The sequence below is a fragment of the Micromonospora sp. NPDC005197 genome, assembly GCF_040608295.1.
GTDB lineage: Bacteria > Actinomycetota > Actinomycetes > Mycobacteriales > Micromonosporaceae > Micromonospora.
In genome coordinates, this window is record NZ_JBEXHY010000115.1 from 1 (window position 1) to 16,179 (window position 16,179).

At 72.2% G+C, this 16,179-nt stretch carries 17 protein-coding genes and 1 pseudogene; 11 read left to right on the forward strand and 7 right to left on the reverse strand.

The genetic code is table 11. The features are described from left to right. A pseudogene (locus ABZU46_RS25895) lies at positions 1 to 224 on the forward strand (aldo/keto reductase); the annotation flags it as partial. 351 nt (positions 225 to 575) lie between these two features. On the opposite strand, the gene ABZU46_RS25900 reads toward ABZU46_RS25895, so the two are convergent. Beyond that, entirely contained in the window at positions 576 to 2,732 is a 2,157-nt protein-coding gene (locus ABZU46_RS25900; RefSeq protein ID WP_354861793.1) for an elongation factor G-like protein EF-G2, read from the reverse strand. Between the two features lie 251 nt (positions 2,733 to 2,983). Between ABZU46_RS25900 and pgsA the strand changes: the two genes are divergently transcribed. The 7 genes from pgsA (at position 2,984) to ABZU46_RS25935 (ending at position 9,045) form a co-directional block, all read left to right on the forward strand. Beyond that, positions 2,984 to 3,613, forward strand: coding sequence for a phosphatidylinositol phosphate synthase (gene pgsA, locus ABZU46_RS25905; protein ID WP_354861795.1), 630 nt, complete (start codon positions 2,984 to 2,986; stop codon positions 3,611 to 3,613). Positions 3,614 to 3,659: 46 nt separating this feature from the next. Beyond that, positions 3,660 to 4,592 carry a phosphatidylinositol mannoside acyltransferase gene (locus ABZU46_RS25910; protein ID WP_354861796.1) on the forward strand — a complete coding sequence of 311 codons (933 nt, stop codon included), beginning with the start codon at positions 3,660 to 3,662 and terminating at the stop codon, positions 4,590 to 4,592. Positions 4,593 to 4,608: 16 nt separating this feature from the next. Then, positions 4,609 to 5,769: a glycosyltransferase family 4 protein gene (locus tag ABZU46_RS25915; RefSeq protein ID WP_354861798.1), complete on the forward strand. Its 1,161-nt coding sequence runs from the start codon at positions 4,609 to 4,611 to the stop codon at positions 5,767 to 5,769. An 82-nt stretch (positions 5,770 to 5,851) separates the two neighbouring features. Beyond that, the gene (locus ABZU46_RS25920; RefSeq protein WP_354861800.1) at positions 5,852 to 6,355 is read left to right on the forward strand and encodes a hypothetical protein; all 504 of its coding nucleotides are present in this window, start codon (positions 5,852 to 5,854) and stop codon (positions 6,353 to 6,355) included. Between the two features lie 156 nt (positions 6,356 to 6,511). Beyond that, the gene (gene pdxS / locus ABZU46_RS25925) at positions 6,512 to 7,429 is read left to right on the forward strand and encodes a pyridoxal 5'-phosphate synthase lyase subunit PdxS (protein WP_354861802.1); all 918 of its coding nucleotides are present in this window, start codon (positions 6,512 to 6,514) and stop codon (positions 7,427 to 7,429) included. Positions 7,430 to 7,431: 2 nt separating this feature from the next. Next, the gene (gene pdxT, locus ABZU46_RS25930) at positions 7,432 to 8,034 is read left to right on the forward strand and encodes a pyridoxal 5'-phosphate synthase glutaminase subunit PdxT (protein WP_354861804.1); all 603 of its coding nucleotides are present in this window, start codon (positions 7,432 to 7,434) and stop codon (positions 8,032 to 8,034) included. Positions 8,035 to 8,292: 258 nt separating this feature from the next. After that, entirely contained in the window at positions 8,293 to 9,045 is a 753-nt protein-coding gene (locus tag ABZU46_RS25935; protein WP_354861806.1) for a YebC/PmpR family DNA-binding transcriptional regulator, read from the forward strand. 100 nt (positions 9,046 to 9,145) lie between these two features. Here the strand turns inward: ABZU46_RS25935 and ABZU46_RS25940 are convergent, their stop codons facing one another. Next, positions 9,146 to 9,382, reverse strand: a complete 237-nt coding sequence (locus ABZU46_RS25940; protein ID WP_354861808.1) for a hypothetical protein — start codon at positions 9,380 to 9,382, stop codon at positions 9,146 to 9,148. Further along, a complete protein-coding gene (locus ABZU46_RS25945; protein WP_354861810.1) occupies positions 9,369 to 9,557 on the reverse strand; it encodes a hypothetical protein in 189 nt (62 codons plus the stop codon). The genes ABZU46_RS25940 and ABZU46_RS25945 overlap by 14 nt, the downstream gene beginning before the upstream one ends. Positions 9,558 to 9,890: 333 nt before the next feature. Between ABZU46_RS25945 and ABZU46_RS25950 the strand changes: the two genes are divergently transcribed. The 3 genes from ABZU46_RS25950 (at position 9,891) to ABZU46_RS25960 (ending at position 11,834) form a co-directional block, all read left to right on the forward strand. Then, a complete protein-coding gene (locus ABZU46_RS25950) occupies positions 9,891 to 10,769 on the forward strand; it encodes a helix-turn-helix transcriptional regulator (protein WP_354861812.1) in 879 nt (292 codons plus the stop codon). Beyond that, complete coding sequence (locus tag ABZU46_RS25955; protein ID WP_354861814.1) at positions 10,762 to 10,947, forward strand: DUF397 domain-containing protein; 186 nt, start codon at positions 10,762 to 10,764, stop codon at positions 10,945 to 10,947. The genes ABZU46_RS25950 and ABZU46_RS25955 overlap by 8 nt, the downstream gene beginning before the upstream one ends. Positions 10,948 to 11,216: 269 nt before the next feature. Beyond that, positions 11,217 to 11,834 (forward strand): DUF402 domain-containing protein, encoded by a 618-nt coding sequence (locus ABZU46_RS25960; RefSeq protein ID WP_354861815.1) that lies wholly within the window; start codon positions 11,217 to 11,219, stop codon positions 11,832 to 11,834. A gap of 152 nt (positions 11,835 to 11,986) precedes the next feature. Here the strand turns inward: ABZU46_RS25960 and ABZU46_RS25965 are convergent, their stop codons facing one another. The 4 genes from ABZU46_RS25965 to ABZU46_RS25980 all read right to left on the reverse strand — a co-directional run bounded on the left by ABZU46_RS25965 (position 11,987) and on the right by ABZU46_RS25980 (position 16,043). Further along, positions 11,987 to 13,048 carry an ABC transporter permease gene (locus tag ABZU46_RS25965; protein ID WP_354861817.1) on the reverse strand — a complete coding sequence of 354 codons (1,062 nt, stop codon included), beginning with the start codon at positions 13,046 to 13,048 and terminating at the stop codon, positions 11,987 to 11,989. Then, entirely contained in the window at positions 13,045 to 13,938 is an 894-nt protein-coding gene (locus ABZU46_RS25970; RefSeq protein ID WP_354861819.1) for an ATP-binding cassette domain-containing protein, read from the reverse strand. The genes ABZU46_RS25965 and ABZU46_RS25970 overlap by 4 nt, the downstream gene beginning before the upstream one ends. Positions 13,939 to 14,019: 81 nt before the next feature. Then, positions 14,020 to 14,718: a response regulator transcription factor gene (locus ABZU46_RS25975; RefSeq protein ID WP_354861821.1), complete on the reverse strand. Its 699-nt coding sequence runs from the start codon at positions 14,716 to 14,718 to the stop codon at positions 14,020 to 14,022. Then, positions 14,715 to 16,043 (reverse strand): sensor histidine kinase, encoded by a 1,329-nt coding sequence (locus tag ABZU46_RS25980; protein WP_354861823.1) that lies wholly within the window; start codon positions 16,041 to 16,043, stop codon positions 14,715 to 14,717. The genes ABZU46_RS25975 and ABZU46_RS25980 overlap by 4 nt, the downstream gene beginning before the upstream one ends. Positions 16,044 to 16,179: the final 136 nt, after the last annotated feature.

Genomic DNA, 16,179 nt, shown 5'->3' on the forward strand with positions numbered 1-16,179 from the left:
CGCTGGGCTGGATCTGGGCACGCAGCGGGCGCACCATCCCGATCCCCGGCTGCCGTACGGTCGCCCAGGTCGAGGAGAACGCCGCCGCGCTGCGCCGGGGGCCACTGGCGCCGGACCAGTTCGTCGAGGTGGAACGCCAACTCGCCGCCCTGCGCACCGCCGCGCTCCGCGACGCCGATCGCCCACACTGGCCCCGCCCCACCCACCCCACGACCCACCCCTGACCCGCACACCGCGCGCAGTGCGGGCACGCCCTCTCCGACGCCGGTCCCGTCCCGTCCCGTGCTGTGGCGTGCCGCGCGGTGCCGTGTGCCATGGCGGCGCCGCGTGCTGTGCTGGTGTCGCGTCCTGTCGAGCTGCCCCAGATCTGGGGCAGCGTCGGTGCGGATGTGGTCCGCTCCGGCAGCGGCGCCCCGAATGTGGGGCAGCTCGACAGGACGCAAACATGTAGGCCGCGCCGCCGTCCCGCCCACGCGCGACGGCTCGCGCGCGACGGGGAGTCGTCCGGGACAGGCGCGCGGGCACCAGGGCCAGCGGGCAGACAGGGCCAGCGAATACGCAGGGGGCACGCAGGATTACGGGGTGTGTTCCTTGCGGGCCTGGTCGGCCAGGTGGGTGGGCATCGGATCGTGGCGTACGAAGTGGCGGCGGAAGGTGCCCGTGCCGGCGGTCATCGAGCGCAGCTCGACGGCGTAGCGGAGCAGTTCGGTGGCCGGCACCTCGGCGCGCACGAGGGTACGGCCCTCGGCGTCCTCGTCGGGTTCGGTGCCGAGCACCCGGCCGCGCCGGCTGGACAGGTCGCCCATCACCGCGCCCACCGAGCCGTCCGGCACCCGGACGATCACCTCGTCGATCGGTTCCAGCAGCGTCGGCTGCCCGCGCTCGGCGGCGTCGCGCAGCGCGAGCGCGCCGGCGGTCTGGAAGGCCGCGTCGGAGGAGTCGACGCTGTGCGCCTTGCCGTCGACGAGGGTGACCCGCAGGTCCACCACCGGATGGCCGGCGACCAGCCCGCGTTCCAGCTGGGCGCGGACGCCCTTCTCGACGGACGGGATGTAGTTGTGCGGCACCGCGCCGCCGACGATCCGGTCGACGAACTCGAAGCCGGCGCCGCGGGGCAGCGGCTCCACCTCGATGTCGCAGACCGCGTACTGGCCGTGGCCGCCGGACTGCTTGACGTGCCGGCCGTGCCCCTTCGCGGGCACGGTCAGCGTCTCGCGCAGCGACACCTTGACCGGCTCGGTGTCCAGTTCGACGCCTCCGGCGCGCAGCCGGTCCAGCACGACGTCGGCGTGCGCCTCGCCCATGCACCAGAGCACCAGCTGGTGGGTCTCCGGGTTGCGTTCCAGCCGCAGGGTGGGGTCGCCGGCGACCAGCCGGGCGAGGTTGCGGGCCAGCGCGTCCTCGTCGGCGCGGCTGCGGGCGACGATCGCCACCGGCAGCAGCGGCTCCGGCATCTCCCACGGCGCGATCAGCAGCGGGTCGTCCTTGGCCGAGACGGTGTCGCCGGTCTCCGCGCTGCCCGACTTGGTGATCGCGCAGATGTCGCCGGCCACGCAGTGCGGCACCTCGCGCAGGGTCGCGCCCAGCGGGGTGTAGATGTGCCCGACCCGCTCGTCGGCGTCGTGGTCGGGGTGCCCGCGCTCGGCCATGCCGTGCCCGCAGATGTGCACGGTCTGTTCGGGGCGCAGCGTGCCGGAGAAGACCCGGACCAGCGAGACCCGACCGACGTGGCGGTCGACGGTGGTCTTGACGACCTCGGCGACGAGCGGGCCGTCCGGGTCGCAGGTCAGCGGCGGGCGGGGCGAGCCGTCCACGCCGGTGACCGCCGGCAGCTCGTGCTCCAGCGGTGACGGGAACGCGGCGGTCAGCACCTCCAGTAGCGCGTCCAGGCCAACGCCGGTCTCGGCGCAGACCGGCACCGCCGGATAGAAGTGGCCCCGGGCGACGGCCTTCTCCAGGTCGTCGATGAGCACGTCGTCGCTGATCTCCTCGCCGTCGAGGTAGCGGTCCATGAGGGTCTCGTCCTCGCTCTCGGCGATGATCCCCTCGATCAGCTCGTCGCGGGACTCGTCGATGGCCCGCTGGTGCTCCGGGTCCGGGTCGCGGACGTCGGCGGGGAGCCCTGCGCTGTAGTCGAAGACCCGGCGGGTGATCAGCCCGAGCAGGCCCTCGGTGGAGACGCCGTCGTCGCCGAGCATCGGCAGGTAGAGCGGCATCACGTTGTCACCGAAGACCCGCTGGCAGAGCGCCACCGTCTCGTCGAAGTCGGCGCGGGGCGCGTCGAGGCGGGTCACCGCGACGGCGCGCGGCATGTCGACAGCGGCGCACTCCTCCCACAGCGCCACCGTGGCGGCGTCCATCCCGCCGGCCGCCGAGACGACGAACAGCGCGGCGTCGGCGGCCCGTAGGCCCGCCCGCAGCTCGCCGACGAAGTCGGCGTACCCGGGTGTGTCCAGCAGGTTGACCTTGATGCCGTTGTGCAGCAGGGGCGCGCAGGACAGGCTCACCGAGCGCTGTTGGCGTACGGCGGCCGGGTCGTGGTCGCCGACCGTGGTGCCGTCGACGACGCTGCCGGCCCGGCCGATGGTGCCGGTCGCGGCGAGCAGCGCCTCGACGAGCGTCGTCTTGCCCGCACCGGAATGCCCGACGAGCACCACGTTGCGTACCCGCGCGGGGTCGGTCACCACCGGCGTGCCGCCGGTGGCCCCCTTTTCCTGATTTTTCTGCGCCATGGGGCGCACCTCCCTCAGCCGGTGGTGGGTGGCGACCGCCGCGCGAGGTGGAAGCGGCCCGGGGCGAGTGCGCGGCGATATCCTCCGGTGGTCTGCTGCACAGCGGGAACTCAACGGGCGGGCGGGTGAGCTGGCTCACCTCCCGGCTCGATCTCACACCCGTTGCCGTACAGGCACAAGCCTGCCCCGGGCGGGTCGCAGGGACCGGCCGTATCGCCGGACCTGGGCGGACCGTTATCGTGGGGACCGCCATGGCGAAGATCTTCCAAGTGTCGGCCCGCGCGGGGATGACCCGCGTCGTCGAGCCGATCGCACGTGCCCTCCTGCGCGCGGGCGTCACTCCCAATGCCGTCACCGTCGCGGGCACCGTTGGTGTGCTCATCGGCGCGCTCGGCTTCGGTGCCCGCGGCCATCTGGTCGCGGGCGCGTTGATCGTGACCGTGTTCGCGCTCACCGACCTGCTCGACGGGACGATGGCCCGGATGAGCGGCGGCTCCACCCGCTTCGGCGCGTTCCTCGACTCAAGCATGGACCGGGTCGCCGACAGCGCCGTCTTCGGCGCGGTGGCCTACTGGCTGGCCACCCGGGGCGACCACTCCGGGGTGGCCGCCGCGCTGCTGTGCCTGGCCGCCGGCGGGCTCGTCTCCTACGTGAAGGCGCGTGCCGAAGGGCTGGGCATGACCTGCAACGTGGGCATCGCCGAGCGCACCGAGCGGCTGCTGATCGTCGGCGTCGGCGGGATCCTCACGGGCGTCGGCGTGAAGCCGGCGCTGGAGATCGCGCTCTGGCTGCTCGCCGCCATCTCGATCTTCACGGTGGGGCAGCGGGTGGCGCACGTCTACCGCCAGGCCCAGCAGCTCCAGCCGGACGGCCAGGCGTGAGCGGGCTGCCGGCGACCCGGCGTCGGACGACCGGCGGCCGGGCCGCGTGAACCTCACCGAGCTGGGCTACGTCGCCGGATGGCGGCTGGTCCGCGCGCTTCCCCGGCCGTTGGTGGCGGCGGCGTTCCAGGCGGGCGCGGACCGCGCCCATCGCGGCGGTGGCGGGGGTACGGCCCGACTGCGCGCGAACCTGCGCCGGGTGGTCGGCCCGGAGCTGCCCGAGGCGGAGCTGGACGATCTCGTCAAGCGCGGGCTGCGCTCGTACGCCCGGTACTGGATGGAGGCGTTCCGGCTGCCCGCGTTGAGCCGGGAGCAGATCCTGGCTGGGTTCCGCCTCGACGGCGCGGAGTTGCTCGCCGCCGACGTGGCCGCCGGCCGGGGCGCGGTGGTGGCGCTGCCGCACGCCGGCAACTGGGATGCCGCGGGCGCCTGGGTCGCGGCCACCGGTTGGCCGATCACCACCGTCATGGAGCGGCTCAAGCCGGAGGGCGTGTACGAGCGTTTCCTGGCCTTCCGGGCCGAGCTCGGGATGGAGATCCTGCCCACCCACGGTGGCCCGCGTCCGGCGTTCGACGTGCTGCTGGACCGCGTCCGCGCCGGCGCGGTGGTGCCGCTGCTGGCCGACCGGGACCTCTCCGCCCGGGGGGTGGAGGTGGACTTCTTCGGTGGGAAGACCCGGATGCCGGCCGGGCCGGCGCTGCTCGCGCTGCACACCGGAGCGCCGCTGTACGTGGCCTCGTTGTGGTACGAGCAGGACGGGGCGTGCGCCTCGCTCGCCGGCCCGCTGCCGGTGCCCGGGCCCGAGGCGGGGCCTCTGGACCAGCGGGTCCGGTCGCTGACCCAGCTGATCGCCGACGGTCTGGCGGCGGGTATCGCCCGGCATCCGGAAGACTGGCACATGTTGCAGCGGATGTGGTTGGACCAGAGGAGGGCGGGGGAGGGCACGGCGCTGCCCTCGTCAGCCCCCGGCCAGGGCTGAAGGGGTGGGCTGACGCATGCGGATCGGCATCGTGTGCCCGTACTCGTTCGACGTTCCCGGCGGGGTGCAGAACCACGTCATGGATCTCGCCGAGGCGCTGATCGTGCTCGGTCACGAGGTCAGCGTGCTCGCTCCGGCGGATGAGGATTCGCCGCTGCCGGAGTACGTGGTGTCCGCCGGCCGGGCGGTGCCGCTGCCGTACAACGGGTCGGTGGCCCGGATCGCGTTCGGCCCGGTCTCGACCGCGCGGGTCCGGCGCTGGCTCACCAACGGTGACTTCGACGTGCTGCACGTGCACGAGCCGCTGACGTTGAGCCTGTCGCTGCTGGCGGTGCTCTCCGCTCGCGGCCCGGTGGTGGCCACGTTCCACACGGCGATGACCCGTTCGCGGGTGCTGGCCGCCGCGCAGGGTGTGCTGCAGATCGTGTTGGAGCGGATCACCGCCCGGATCGCGGTGAGCGCGCTGGCCCGCAAGGTGCAGGTCGAGCACATGGACGGCGGCGCGGTGGAGATCCCCAACGGGGTGGCGGTGGCGAAGTTCGCCGACGCCGAGCCGCTGCCGGGCTGGCCGGGGGAGTGCGGGCCGGGCACCGGCGGCACGGTGGGCTTCCTGGGCCGGTTCACGGAGGCGCGCAAGGGTTTCCCGGTGCTGCGGGACGCCTTCGTGGCGCTGGCGGCGACCCGCCCGGGGTTGCGGCTGCTGGTCGCCGGCCCGGGTGACCCGGACGACCTGTACGACCAGTTCCCGGCCGCGCTGCGGGAGCGGGTGACGTTCCTCGGGCTGGTCTCCGAGGCGGACAAGGCCCGGATGCTGCGCAGCGTGCACCTGTACGTGGCGCCGAACACCGGCGGCGAGTCGTTCGGGATGATCCTCACCGAGGCGCTGGCCGCCGGCACCACGGTGATCGCGAGTGACCTGGACGCGTTCCGCCGGGTGCTCGACGGTGGGCGGGCGGGGCGGCTGTTTCCGACCGGAGACGCGGTGGGATTGCGTGACGCCCTGTCCGAGCTGCTCGACGATCCGGCCGGGCGGGCCACGCTGAGCGCCTGCGGCGATCAGGTGGTGGCGAATTTCGACTGGCCGGTGGTTGCTCGGCGTGTTCTTGAGGTATACGCAGCGGCGATCGAGGCGACCGACGGGCGGGTCATCGACCAGGAATGGGTGGGGCTGGGCTGACCCGCGTGACGGATGGTGCGGCTGGTGACGCCGGTGACCGGCGCGGGCGTGCGCAACGGAGGAGAAACGGAGCAGCACTACGATGCCGCACATGTGGTGGGTGGTGGCCGCGAGTGTGCTCGTGGGGGTGCTTGCGGCGTACCTCATCTGGACCGCCGGCCGGGTCGAGCGGCTGCAGGGCCGCGCGGAGCTGGCGGCGCGGGCCCTCGACGCCCACCTGCTGCGCCGGGCGGCGGCCGCGGCGGTGCTGGCGGAGCGGCGTTTCGGCGTCGAGTTGTACGCGGCGGCCCGGATCGCGCTGGACGCTCCGCCGCAGGAGCGGGAGGCGGCTGAGAACGACCTGACCCGGCAGTTGCGCTCGGTGCGGCTGGACGCGGCCGATCCGGACTGCACGGCGGTCATCGCGGCGAGCCGCCGTCTCGCGTTGTCCCGGCAGGTGCACACCGACCTGGTTCGCGACGCCCGGTCGGCGCGCAGTCGTCCGCTGGTGCGGTTGTTTCGGATGGGGCGGGGCCGGGAGTGGCCGCGCTACTTCGACATCGACGACCCGACGCTCGTCGTGCCGGCCGACGTTCCGGCCGGCTGATCGGGGCGGGCGGAGGCTGACCGGGGCGGGCCGGCGTGGCGGTGAGCAGGGCCACAGTGCAGGCCACCGGGGGTCTGATTGGCTGTCGGCGCGGCGTTGACCAGTGCGTAGCATTTCCGCTGCCACCCCCACCGCACGTCCAAGGAGCGATGACCCGTGCCCGAAACCACCGCCTCGACCACCGGCACCGCCCCCGTCGTCGGCACGGCCCGCGTGAAGCGGGGCATGGCCGAGATGCTCAAGGGCGGCGTGATCATGGACGTCGTCAACGCCGAGCAGGCCAAGATCGCCGAGGACGCCGGCGCGGTCGCGGTGATGGCCCTGGAGCGGGTGCCCGCCGACATCCGCGCGCAGGGCGGGGTGTCCCGGATGAGCGACCCCGACATGATCGACGGGATCATCGAGGCGGTGTCCATCCCGGTGATGGCCAAGGCCCGCATCGGTCACTTCGTGGAGGCGCAGATCCTCCAGTCGCTCGGCGTCGACTACGTCGACGAGTCCGAGGTGCTGACCCCGGCCGACTACGCGAACCACATCGACAAGTGGGCGTTCACCGTGCCCTTCGTCTGTGGCGCGACCAACCTGGGCGAGGCGCTGCGCCGGATCACCGAGGGCGCGGCCATGATCCGCTCCAAGGGCGAGGCCGGCACCGGTGACGTCTCCAACGCCACCACCCACATGCGCAAGATCCGCCAGGAGATCCGCCGGCTGTCCTCGCTGCCGGCCGACGAGCTGTACGTCGCCGCGAAGGAGCTGCAGGCCCCGTACGAGCTGGTCAAGGAGGTCGCCGAGAGCGGCAAGCTGCCGGTGGTGCTGTTCACCGCCGGCGGGATCGCCACGCCGGCCGACGCGGCGATGATGATGCAGCTCGGCGCGGAGGGCGTCTTCGTCGGCTCCGGCATCTTCAAGGCCGGCAACCCGGCTCAGCGGGCCGCCGCGATCGTCAAGGCCACCACCTTCCACGACGACCCGGATGTGCTGGCGAAGGTCTCCCGGGGTCTGGGTGAGGCGATGGTCGGCATCAACGTCGACGAGATCCCGCAGCCGCACCGCCTGGCCGAGCGCGGTTGGTGAGGATGAACCGACCCACCATCGGTGTGCTCGCGCTCCAGGGCGACGTCCGGGAGCACGTGGCGGCGCTGGCCGCGGCGGGCGCGGATGCCCGCCCGGTCCGCCGCCCGAGCGAGCTGGACGCGGTCGACGGGCTGGTGATCCCGGGGGGCGAGTCCACCACCATCAGCAAGCTCGCCGACATCTTCGAGATGCGTGAGCCGATCGACAAGCGGATCGCCGACGGCATGCCGGTCTACGGCTCCTGCGCCGGCATGATCATGCTGGCCACCGAGGTGCTGGACGGTCGGGCCGACCAGCGCGGCTTCGCCGGGATCGACATGACCGTACGGCGTAACGCGTTCGGCCGGCAGGTCGACTCGTTCGAGGCGCCGGTGGAGGTCGCCGGCGTGCCGGGGGAGCCGTTCCACGCGGTGTTCATCCGCGCGCCGTGGGTTGAGCGCGTCGGCGCGGCCGTCCAGGTGATCGGGAAGGTGACCGGCGGCCCGGCCGCCGAGCGGATCGTGGCGGTGCGGCAGGGCAACCTGCTGGCCACCTCGTTCCACCCTGAGCTGACGGGTGACCTGCGCGTACACGCGTACTTCGTGGAGCTGGTGCGCGCCGCCTGAGCGGCGGAAGCGCGGTGGCGGGCATGAATCCCGCCCCCGGATCGTTGGTCTGGGCAGGCCCCGGCGCCGTGCCGCCGCCCCGGGCCGGTCCCGGGCGTGACATGGCGGGGTGTGACCTCGGTAAGATTGTCGCGGTTCGGCAGGGCCGTCGCCCGGCGCGGCACTTCCCGCGGGGCCGACCGGCCGCCGGATCGCCGATGCGGCGCGGAATCGGTGCGGCAGTCGACGCAGGCGTGCAATGACAGACGGAGGTAGAAGATGTCCGGCCACTCAAAGTGGGCGACGACCAAGCACAAGAAGGCCGTCATCGACGCCAAGCGCGGCAAGATGTTCGCCAAGCTGATCAAGAACGTCGAGGTGGCCGCGCGGACCGGTGGCGGCGACCCGTCCGGTAACCCGACGCTCTTCGACGCGATCCAGAAGGCGAAGAAGAGCTCGGTGCCGAACGACAACATCGACCGCGCCGTCAAGCGCGGCTCCGGCCTGGAGGCCGGCGGCGCGGACTGGCAGACCATCATGTACGAGGGGTACGGCCCGAACGGCGTGGCGATGCTCATCGAGTGCCTCACCGACAACCGCAACCGGGCCGCGACCGAGGTGCGCACCGCGCTCACCCGCAACGGCGGCTCGCTCGCCGACGCCGGCTCGGTGTCGTACATGTTCTCCCGCAAGGGCGTGGTGATCGTGCCCAAGGAGGGCACCAGCGAGGACGACGTGATGATGGCCGTCCTCGACGCCGGCGCCGAGGAGGTCAACGACCTCGGTGAGGCGTTCGAGGTGGTCTCCGAGCCGACCGACCTGATTCCGGTGCGCACCGCGCTGCAGGACGCCGGCATCGAGTACGAGTCGGCCGAGTCCTCCCTGATCCCCAGCATGAACGTCCCGCTCGACGAAGAGGGCGCCCGCAAGGTCTTCAAGCTGATCGACGTCCTGGAGGACTGCGACGACGTGCAGAACGTCTACGCGAACTTCGACGTCAGCGACGACGTGATGGCGGCCGTCGACGCCTGAGGTCCGGCCCGTCCGGCCTGCCCGGCGTGATCCACACCAGGTCGCCGATGTGGGGGTGTCCGCGCGAGCGGTTGCCCCCACATCGGCGACCTGACGTGTGTCAGCGCCCCCTTGATCGGCTCGGGATGACGGGTGCCACCGGCAGCAGCCCGGCAGGCCGCACGAAGATCGACCGTCGGGCGATCGCGTCCAGTCTCGGCCCCACCTCGTAGCCGTCGAGCCAGACCCACCCGTCATAGGTTGGCCAGTCGAGAACGCGGATGACGCGGAACAGGATCGGCCGGCTGAACTGGATACTCGCCGCGCGGGTGACCTGAAAGAGGTCACCCGCCCGCACGGCCGCCGGATTTCCGGTCGCGCCACGCCTTGAGATGATCACTTGCCTCGACCAGCCGGGGACACGAACCATCCGGGCCGCACCTGGTGCAGACGTTGCGATGATGAAAGTCGATCACGTAGCTCGCCATCGTCACGAGGAACGGCGGCTCGGGTCGGGGCTCCTCACCCATCATGGCGATCACCTCGCTGGGGCGACGCCGCGCTCTTCTCCTCGCTCGACGCGAGCGGCGTGGTGCGCCGGTAGGCGCCAGCCCGGCCCGGGAACCGGGTCCGCTCCACCACGTCGACTGGCTCATCCGGTCGGTGAAACCACTTCCAACGGCACACGGCCTGCCTCCCGAAGTCAATGCGAGTAGGGCATCTAGCAGGCAGGATTCCGTTGCCGGCCAACGATCTGCAACGTCTCACACCGAAAACCGCGCTTCGAGATTGACGGCGTCTCGTTTGGCCGGCCATGCTGTTCCAGATGAGACAGACAGGCCACGAGAGGTGAGACCGGAGGCCGAATGAGTGAGGTCGGTTCGTCAGTCCCACGGCGGCAACTCGGGCGGCTTCTGCGCCAGGCACGTGAGGAAGCCGGAATCAACCTTGAGGCTGCCGCCAATGACCTCGAATGGTCCCGCGCCAAGATGTACCGGTTGGAGAGTGGCCAGACTGCGCTGCGTACTCATGACGTGGTGTTGATGTGTCAGCTCTACGGCACGTCTGCCGAACTGACCGAGGTGTTGGTCAGTCTTGCCCGGGAGAGCAAGTCCCGGGGGTGGTGGCACGCCTATGACGAGGTGATCCCGGGCTGGTTCGAGTTGTACGTGGGACTGGAGGCCGCCTCCTCTTCCATCCGCCAGTACGAGCCGACCCTCATTCCCGGACTCCTCCAGACCCCGGAGTACATGGCCGCGGTGTTCGAGACCAAACCCGGGCGTACCCCGCAGGAGGTGGCGCAGAAGGTCGCCCTACGGATGCAGCGACAGAAGCTGTTGACCAGGCGCAGTCCTGCGGCCCCGCGTCTTGATGTCGTGATCGACGAAGCCGTGGTCCGCCGACCCATCGATGACATCGAGGGCTGGCGGATGCAACTCGCTCACCTGGTCAACGCCGCTCAAGCGCCGAACATCGCCGTCCGGGTGCTGCCGCTGGGGATCGGACCGCACCGGGCATCCGTTGCCGGAGCCTTCGTCTTGCTCGATTTTCCGGCAGTCGGCACCCGGCCGGCGGAGCCCAGCACGGTCTACAGCGAGTCGCTGACCGGTGGCCTCTACCTCGATCGTCCGGCGGAGGTCCAGACGTACTCTGAGGTCTGGCAGGCGCTTTGGGATCTTGCCCTGCCCGAGCGCGCCTCGGAGGATCTGGTGAGCACAGTGATCAAGGAGACCTACGATGAGTGATCTGACCGGTGCCCGCTGGCGCACGAGCACACGTAGTGGCAATGAGGGCAACTGCGTGGAGGTCGCGGACAACCTTCCCGATGTCGTGGCCATCCGGGACAGCAAGGACGTCGAAGGGCCGGCGCTCACCTTCTCCCCGGCGGCCTGGGCCGCGTTCGTGACGCACGCCAAGGCCTAATCTTGGCTGGGGCGGTGGGCGCGGCCAGCGGTGACCCTCGGTCACCTCCGTCGGGGCGGATGCGGTCGTAAGCGGTATACCTCAGAGTCATATTCATACCTCTGAGGTATACCGCTCAACAGCAGTCCGACACGGCGGGCAGCCAAAGCGGATGACCAGCGCCCTTCGCCGCAACCCCAGCCCCGTCTTGAGTTAGGACCTATTCGTCTAGGGGAGCGGCGGCCGTAGGCTTCCTTCCTCGGGGAGCGAACGAGGAGGTTCCGGGGGAGATGGTGGAACGCCGATTCGCGCCGGGTGAGGTGGTCGTCCGGCGGGAGATCCTGCGGGGCGAGGTCTGGTTTGGCTGCCCGACGATCTGCGTCGAGGACTCGCCCGACCTGCTCGCCCTCTACCTCCCGCCGGGGGCGGAGTTCGGCTTCCCGACCGACGGCGTCTTCCCCTGTGGCCGGCACCCGTGGGAGACGGCCGGCCACCGCTCCTGGTCGGGGCACGGCAAGCTGATGCTGCACCGGCCGGGCGAGGCGCACTCGGTGGACGTGTTCTGGACGGGCCCGCAGCGCGACTTCGCGGGCTGGTACTTCAACCTGCAGGATCCGCTGCGGCGTACCCCGATCGGGGTGGACACTCTCGACCACGAGCTGGACCTGTGGTGGGGCGCGGACGACGACCGGTACGTCTGGAAGGACGTCGAGATGTTCGCGCAGCGCCTCGTCGAGGGGCGCTACCCGGGCATGGCGGACGCGATCCGCGGCGAGGGCGACCGGATCGCCGCCCTGCTCGACGCGGGTCAGCGGTGGTGGGATCCGGCGTGGGCGCGGTGGCAACCCGATCCGGCCTGGTCGGCGCCCCGGTTGCCGGCCGGCTGGGCCTCGGTGCCCACCCGCTGACCACGGGCGACTGCCGTGTGAGCCGCGCCGGCCGTGTGGTCGGTCAGCACTGCGGCACCGGATCGACGAGAAACACCTGGTCGGGTGGCCGGTGTACGCGACGGGCGCCGGTGTCCGCTCAGGACACCGACGCCCGCGGGGGCCGTCGCCGGTCAGCCGATGCTCTCGCGCTCCCGCCAGGCGGCGCGCAGCGAGGTCCGGCCGTTGGTGCGGAGCAGCGAACCCTCGTAGACGCGGGCCCCGGCGACCACGAAGGCGCCGGCGGCGACCAGCAGGACGGCCAGCGACACGATCGGCTTCCAGCCGGCCGCGTCGCCGGTGAACAGCCGCAGCGGCATCGCCGTGGGCGACGAGAACGGCAGGTACGACAGCACCCGCATCGCGGTCGCGTTGTCGTTCAGGAAGATCACCGCGAAGAACGGCAGCATGACGGCGAGCTGCACCGGTGTCGACACACCGGCGATGTCCTCCTGGCGGTTGACCAGGGCGCCGGCCGCCGCCCACATCGCGGCCAGCAGCACGAAGCCGAGCAGGAAGAACGGCACGAACCAGCCGATCGCCGGGGCGAGCAGGGTGAGCAGGTCCCCGCTGTCGCCGATCCGCATGCCGAGGACGGCCACGAGACCGATCAGCGCGATCTGCCCGAGCGCCAGGATGCCCCCGGCGATCACCTTGCCGGCCAGCAGCGCCCGTACCGGCACGGCCGCCACCAGGATCTCCACGATCCGGGTCTGCTTCTCCTCGGTGACGCTCTGCGCGATCTGCAGGCCGAAGGTCTGCGAGGTGATGAAGAAGACGAACGCGAACACGAACGGCACCAGGAACGCCACCACCGGGTCGACCGCGTCGGGGTCGAGGAGGCGCACCGGCGGCGCGATGCTCAGCGCCCGGACCACCTCGTGAGGTGCGTCGTCCATGGCGAGCACCGCCGGACCGCTGACGACCGCGGCGTCCACGTCCCCGTCGCGGACGGCCTGCTCGGCGGCCCGGTCGTCGGCTACCACCCGGACGTCGAGCCCGGCGGCGCGCAGCGGGCCGGCCGCGTCCTGGGTGACGGCCACGCTCTTCGGGCCGCCGGAGAGCAACGGCGGCAGGATGGTGCCGGCGGCGGCGATCACCAGGAAGAACAGCGTGCCGAACAGGAAGGTGCGATCGCGGAGCTTGACCCGGATCTCGCGTTCGGCGACCAGCCGGGTGGCCTGGGTGACGTTCACTGGGTGACCTCTCGGAAGATCTCGGTGAGCGAGGGGCTGACCGGGCGGAAGGCGCGGACCGGGCCGCGGGCGAGGGCCGCGTGCAGGATGGGCTGCTCGTCGGCGCCGACCGGCAGGTCGAAGACCGCCCGCGCGCCGTCCAGCTCGACCAGGGTGACCCCGGGCTGGTCGCGGACCCAGCCGGCGTCGGTCGCCACCACCAGCTCAAAGCGGGGCGAGGTGTACGAGTCGCGCAGCCGCGTACGGCTTCCGGCGGCCCGGATCACCCCGTCATTGATGATCACCAGGTCGTCGCAGAGGCGCTCCACCACGTCGAGCTGGTGGCTGGAGAACAGCACCGGCACTCCGGCGGCGGCGCGTTCGCGCAACACGGCGACGACCGTGTCGACGGCGAGGGGGTCGAGGCCGGAGAACGGCTCGTCGAGCACCAGCACCTCGGGGTCGTGCACCAGCGCGGCGGCGATCTGGGCCCGCTGCTGGTTGCCCAGCGACAGCGTCTCCAGCAGGTCGTCGCCGCGTTCGCCGAGCCCTACCCGCTCCAGCAGAGCGTCCGTGGCGCGGCGGGCGGCGGGGGCGTCCAGGCCGTGCAACCGGCCCAGGTAGGTCACCTGCTCCCGCGCGGTCATCTTGGGGTACAGGCCCCGCTCCTCCGGCATGTAGCCGAAGCGGCGGCGGTCCTGCCGGGTGAGCTTCGCGCCGCCCCAGCTCACCTCGCCGGCGTCGGGGGCGAGCACACCCAGGATGATCCGCATGGTGGTGGTCTTGCCGGCGCCGTTGGCGCCGACGAAGCCGGTCATCCGGCCGGCGGCCACCTCGAAGGACACGTTCTTGAGCACCTGCCGGTCGCCGAAGCTGCGGTCGACGCCGTCGAGTTGGAGCGTTCTCGTCACGCGTCCACGCTAGATCGAACCTGTCGGCCCGCCGTCCGTCCGAGGGCTGAGCCGAGGGGTCCGTCGCGCGATGGACACCTGTCATCCGCCGGGGCGGACCACCCCGTTCTCGTACGCGAACACCACCGCCTGGACCCGGTCGCGCAGGCCCAGTTTCGCCAGCACCCGACTCACGTGCGTCTTCACCGTCGCCTCGCCGAGGCACATGGTCGCGGCGATCTCGGCGTTGCTCGACCCGGCGGCGAGCAGCACCAGCACCTCCCGTTCCCGTGGGGTCAGCTCGCCCAGCGCGGCCTCGGCGCCGGCCCCCCGGTGTGCGGTGCCCGCCGGATCACCGGGACGGGCGAACGTGGAGATCACCCGGCGGGTGATCTCCGGGGCGAGCAGACCGTCGCCGCGGGCCAGCACCCGGATCGCCTCGATCAGCTCCTCGGGTGTGCCGTTCTTGAGCAGGAAACCGCTGGCCCCGGCCCGCAGCGCGGTGAAGAGGTAGTCGTCGCGGTCGAAGGTGGTGAGGATCAGCACCGCCGGAGCGCCGGGCCCGTCGTCGCTGATCCGCCGGGTGGCCTCCAGCCCGTCCATGCCGGGCATCTCCACGTCCATCAGCACCACGTCGGGGCGCGTGGCGCGGGCCATGGTGACGGCCCGCGCGCCGTCGGCGGCCTCACCGACCACAGTGATGTCGTCCTCCACCTCCAGGATGATCCGAAAGCCGGTGCGCACGAGATGCTGGTCGTCGGCGAGCAGCACCCGGATCGGGGTGATCGGTGCGGTGCTCACGACGACCGCCCCGCCCCGGCCGTCAACGACCGTCCGTCTCCGGTCTCCCGCTGCCGGCCGATCGCCGGGTCCGCGAGCGGGAAACGGGCGCGGACCCGCCAACCCCCGCCGGCCCGGGGCCCGGCCTCCAGCTCGCCGTCGTGCGCGGTGACCCGCTCGCGCATCCCGATCAGGCCGAGCCCGGCGGCATCGGCCCGGCCGCCGGTCCGTCCGTCGTCGGTCACGTCCACCTCCACCTCCCGGGCCAGATAGCGGACCCGCACATCCAGCAGATCCGCCCCGGCGTGCTTCAGGGTGTTGGTCACCGCCTCCTGCGTCACCCGGTAGGCCGCCTGCGAGACCGACTCGGGCAGTGCGACGGGCTCGCCGTACACCCCGAGGGTGGCCGTCAGGCCCGCGGCCCGCGCCCGCTCGACCAGCTCACCGATCCGCTCGACGTCGCCGGGCGCGGGGCGCTCGACGTCGCCGTCGCCGGAGGCGCGCAGCACGCCGAGCATCCGGCGCAGCTCGTCGACGGCGGTGCGGGCGCTCTGCTCGATGGCGGCGAGTGCCGTGCGGGCCTTGCCCGGGTCGCGGTCGAACACCCGGCGGCAGGCGGACGCCTGCACCCCCATCACCGACACGTGGTGGGCGACGACGTCGTGCAGCTCCCGGGCGATCCGGACCCGTTCCCCGAGCACCGCCCGTTCCCGGCCCTCGGCCTGGGACCGGCGCAGCTCCTCGGCCTGTTCGCGCAGCTCGTGCTCACGCCGCGCGGCCACCCAGGCGGTCTCGCCGAAAAAGTACGCGAACCCGAAGACCAGCACGTTGACCAGGACGCCGCTGACCATCGCGGCGAGCACCGGCGGCACCGGGCCGACCGCGTCGTCGAAGGCGCCGGGCGGGATGTGGTCGATCGTCACCGCGTAGTAGACGCCCAGCCAGGCGAACATCGTGGCGATCACGCCGATCCGCAGCCGGCGGGCCACCTGATGGTCCGGTCCCCAGGCGCCCATCGTGTAGAGGGCGCAGAACAGGGCCCACGAGGAGAACTGGGTCTCCGGCCCCGACCGGGCCTGCGCGGCGATGAACGCCACCGCGACGACCAGCAGGGTGGCGGCCGGCCAGCGCCGCCGCCCGACCAGCGGAAGCGTCACCGCGACGGTCCAGAACAGCTGCTCCGGCCCGGACGGCGGTGGCCCCAGCAGGAACGCCCCGGTGCTGCGGGCCAGGGTGAGGCTGACCAGCGCCAGCCCGGTCACCGCGAGCCCGATCCACAGGTCGATCCGCCGCTGCTCCACCGTCGGGCCCGGACGGCGCCACTCGTCGCGCTGTGCCTCGGTCATCCGGGAACGATGCCACGTCGTCCGTCGCGTCCGCTATCCGGACGGACCGGCGGTGACAGCGCGCCGACGTGCGGCGGCCCGACGCGGTGTCAGCGCCGGGCCGCCCTCTCCGCTGTCGCTAAGGTCGTCTGGCGAC

Coding starts and splice junctions, on each gene's coding strand:
- ABZU46_RS25955 (WP_354861814.1), top strand. CDS start 10,762: ATGAGTGATCTGACCGGTGCCCGCTGGCGCACGAGCACACGTAGTGGC.
- ABZU46_RS25935 (WP_354861806.1), top strand. CDS start 8,293: ATGTCCGGCCACTCAAAGTGGGCGACGACCAAGCACAAGAAGGCCGTC.
- ABZU46_RS25920 (WP_354861800.1), top strand. CDS start 5,852: ATGCCGCACATGTGGTGGGTGGTGGCCGCGAGTGTGCTCGTGGGGGTG.
- ABZU46_RS25945 (WP_354861810.1), bottom strand. CDS start 9,557: ATGATGGGTGAGGAGCCCCGACCCGAGCCGCCGTTCCTCGTGACGATG.
- ABZU46_RS25915 (WP_354861798.1), top strand. CDS start 4,609: ATGCGGATCGGCATCGTGTGCCCGTACTCGTTCGACGTTCCCGGCGGG.
- ABZU46_RS25960 (WP_354861815.1), top strand. CDS start 11,217: ATGGTGGAACGCCGATTCGCGCCGGGTGAGGTGGTCGTCCGGCGGGAG.
- ABZU46_RS25980 (WP_354861823.1), bottom strand. CDS start 16,043: ATGACCGAGGCACAGCGCGACGAGTGGCGCCGTCCGGGCCCGACGGTG.
- pdxT (WP_354861804.1), top strand. CDS start 7,432: ATGAACCGACCCACCATCGGTGTGCTCGCGCTCCAGGGCGACGTCCGG.
- ABZU46_RS25950 (WP_354861812.1), top strand. CDS start 9,891: ATGAGTGAGGTCGGTTCGTCAGTCCCACGGCGGCAACTCGGGCGGCTT.
- ABZU46_RS25900 (WP_354861793.1), bottom strand. CDS start 2,732: ATGGCGCAGAAAAATCAGGAAAAGGGGGCCACCGGCGGCACGCCGGTG.
- pgsA (WP_354861795.1), top strand. CDS start 2,984: ATGGCGAAGATCTTCCAAGTGTCGGCCCGCGCGGGGATGACCCGCGTC.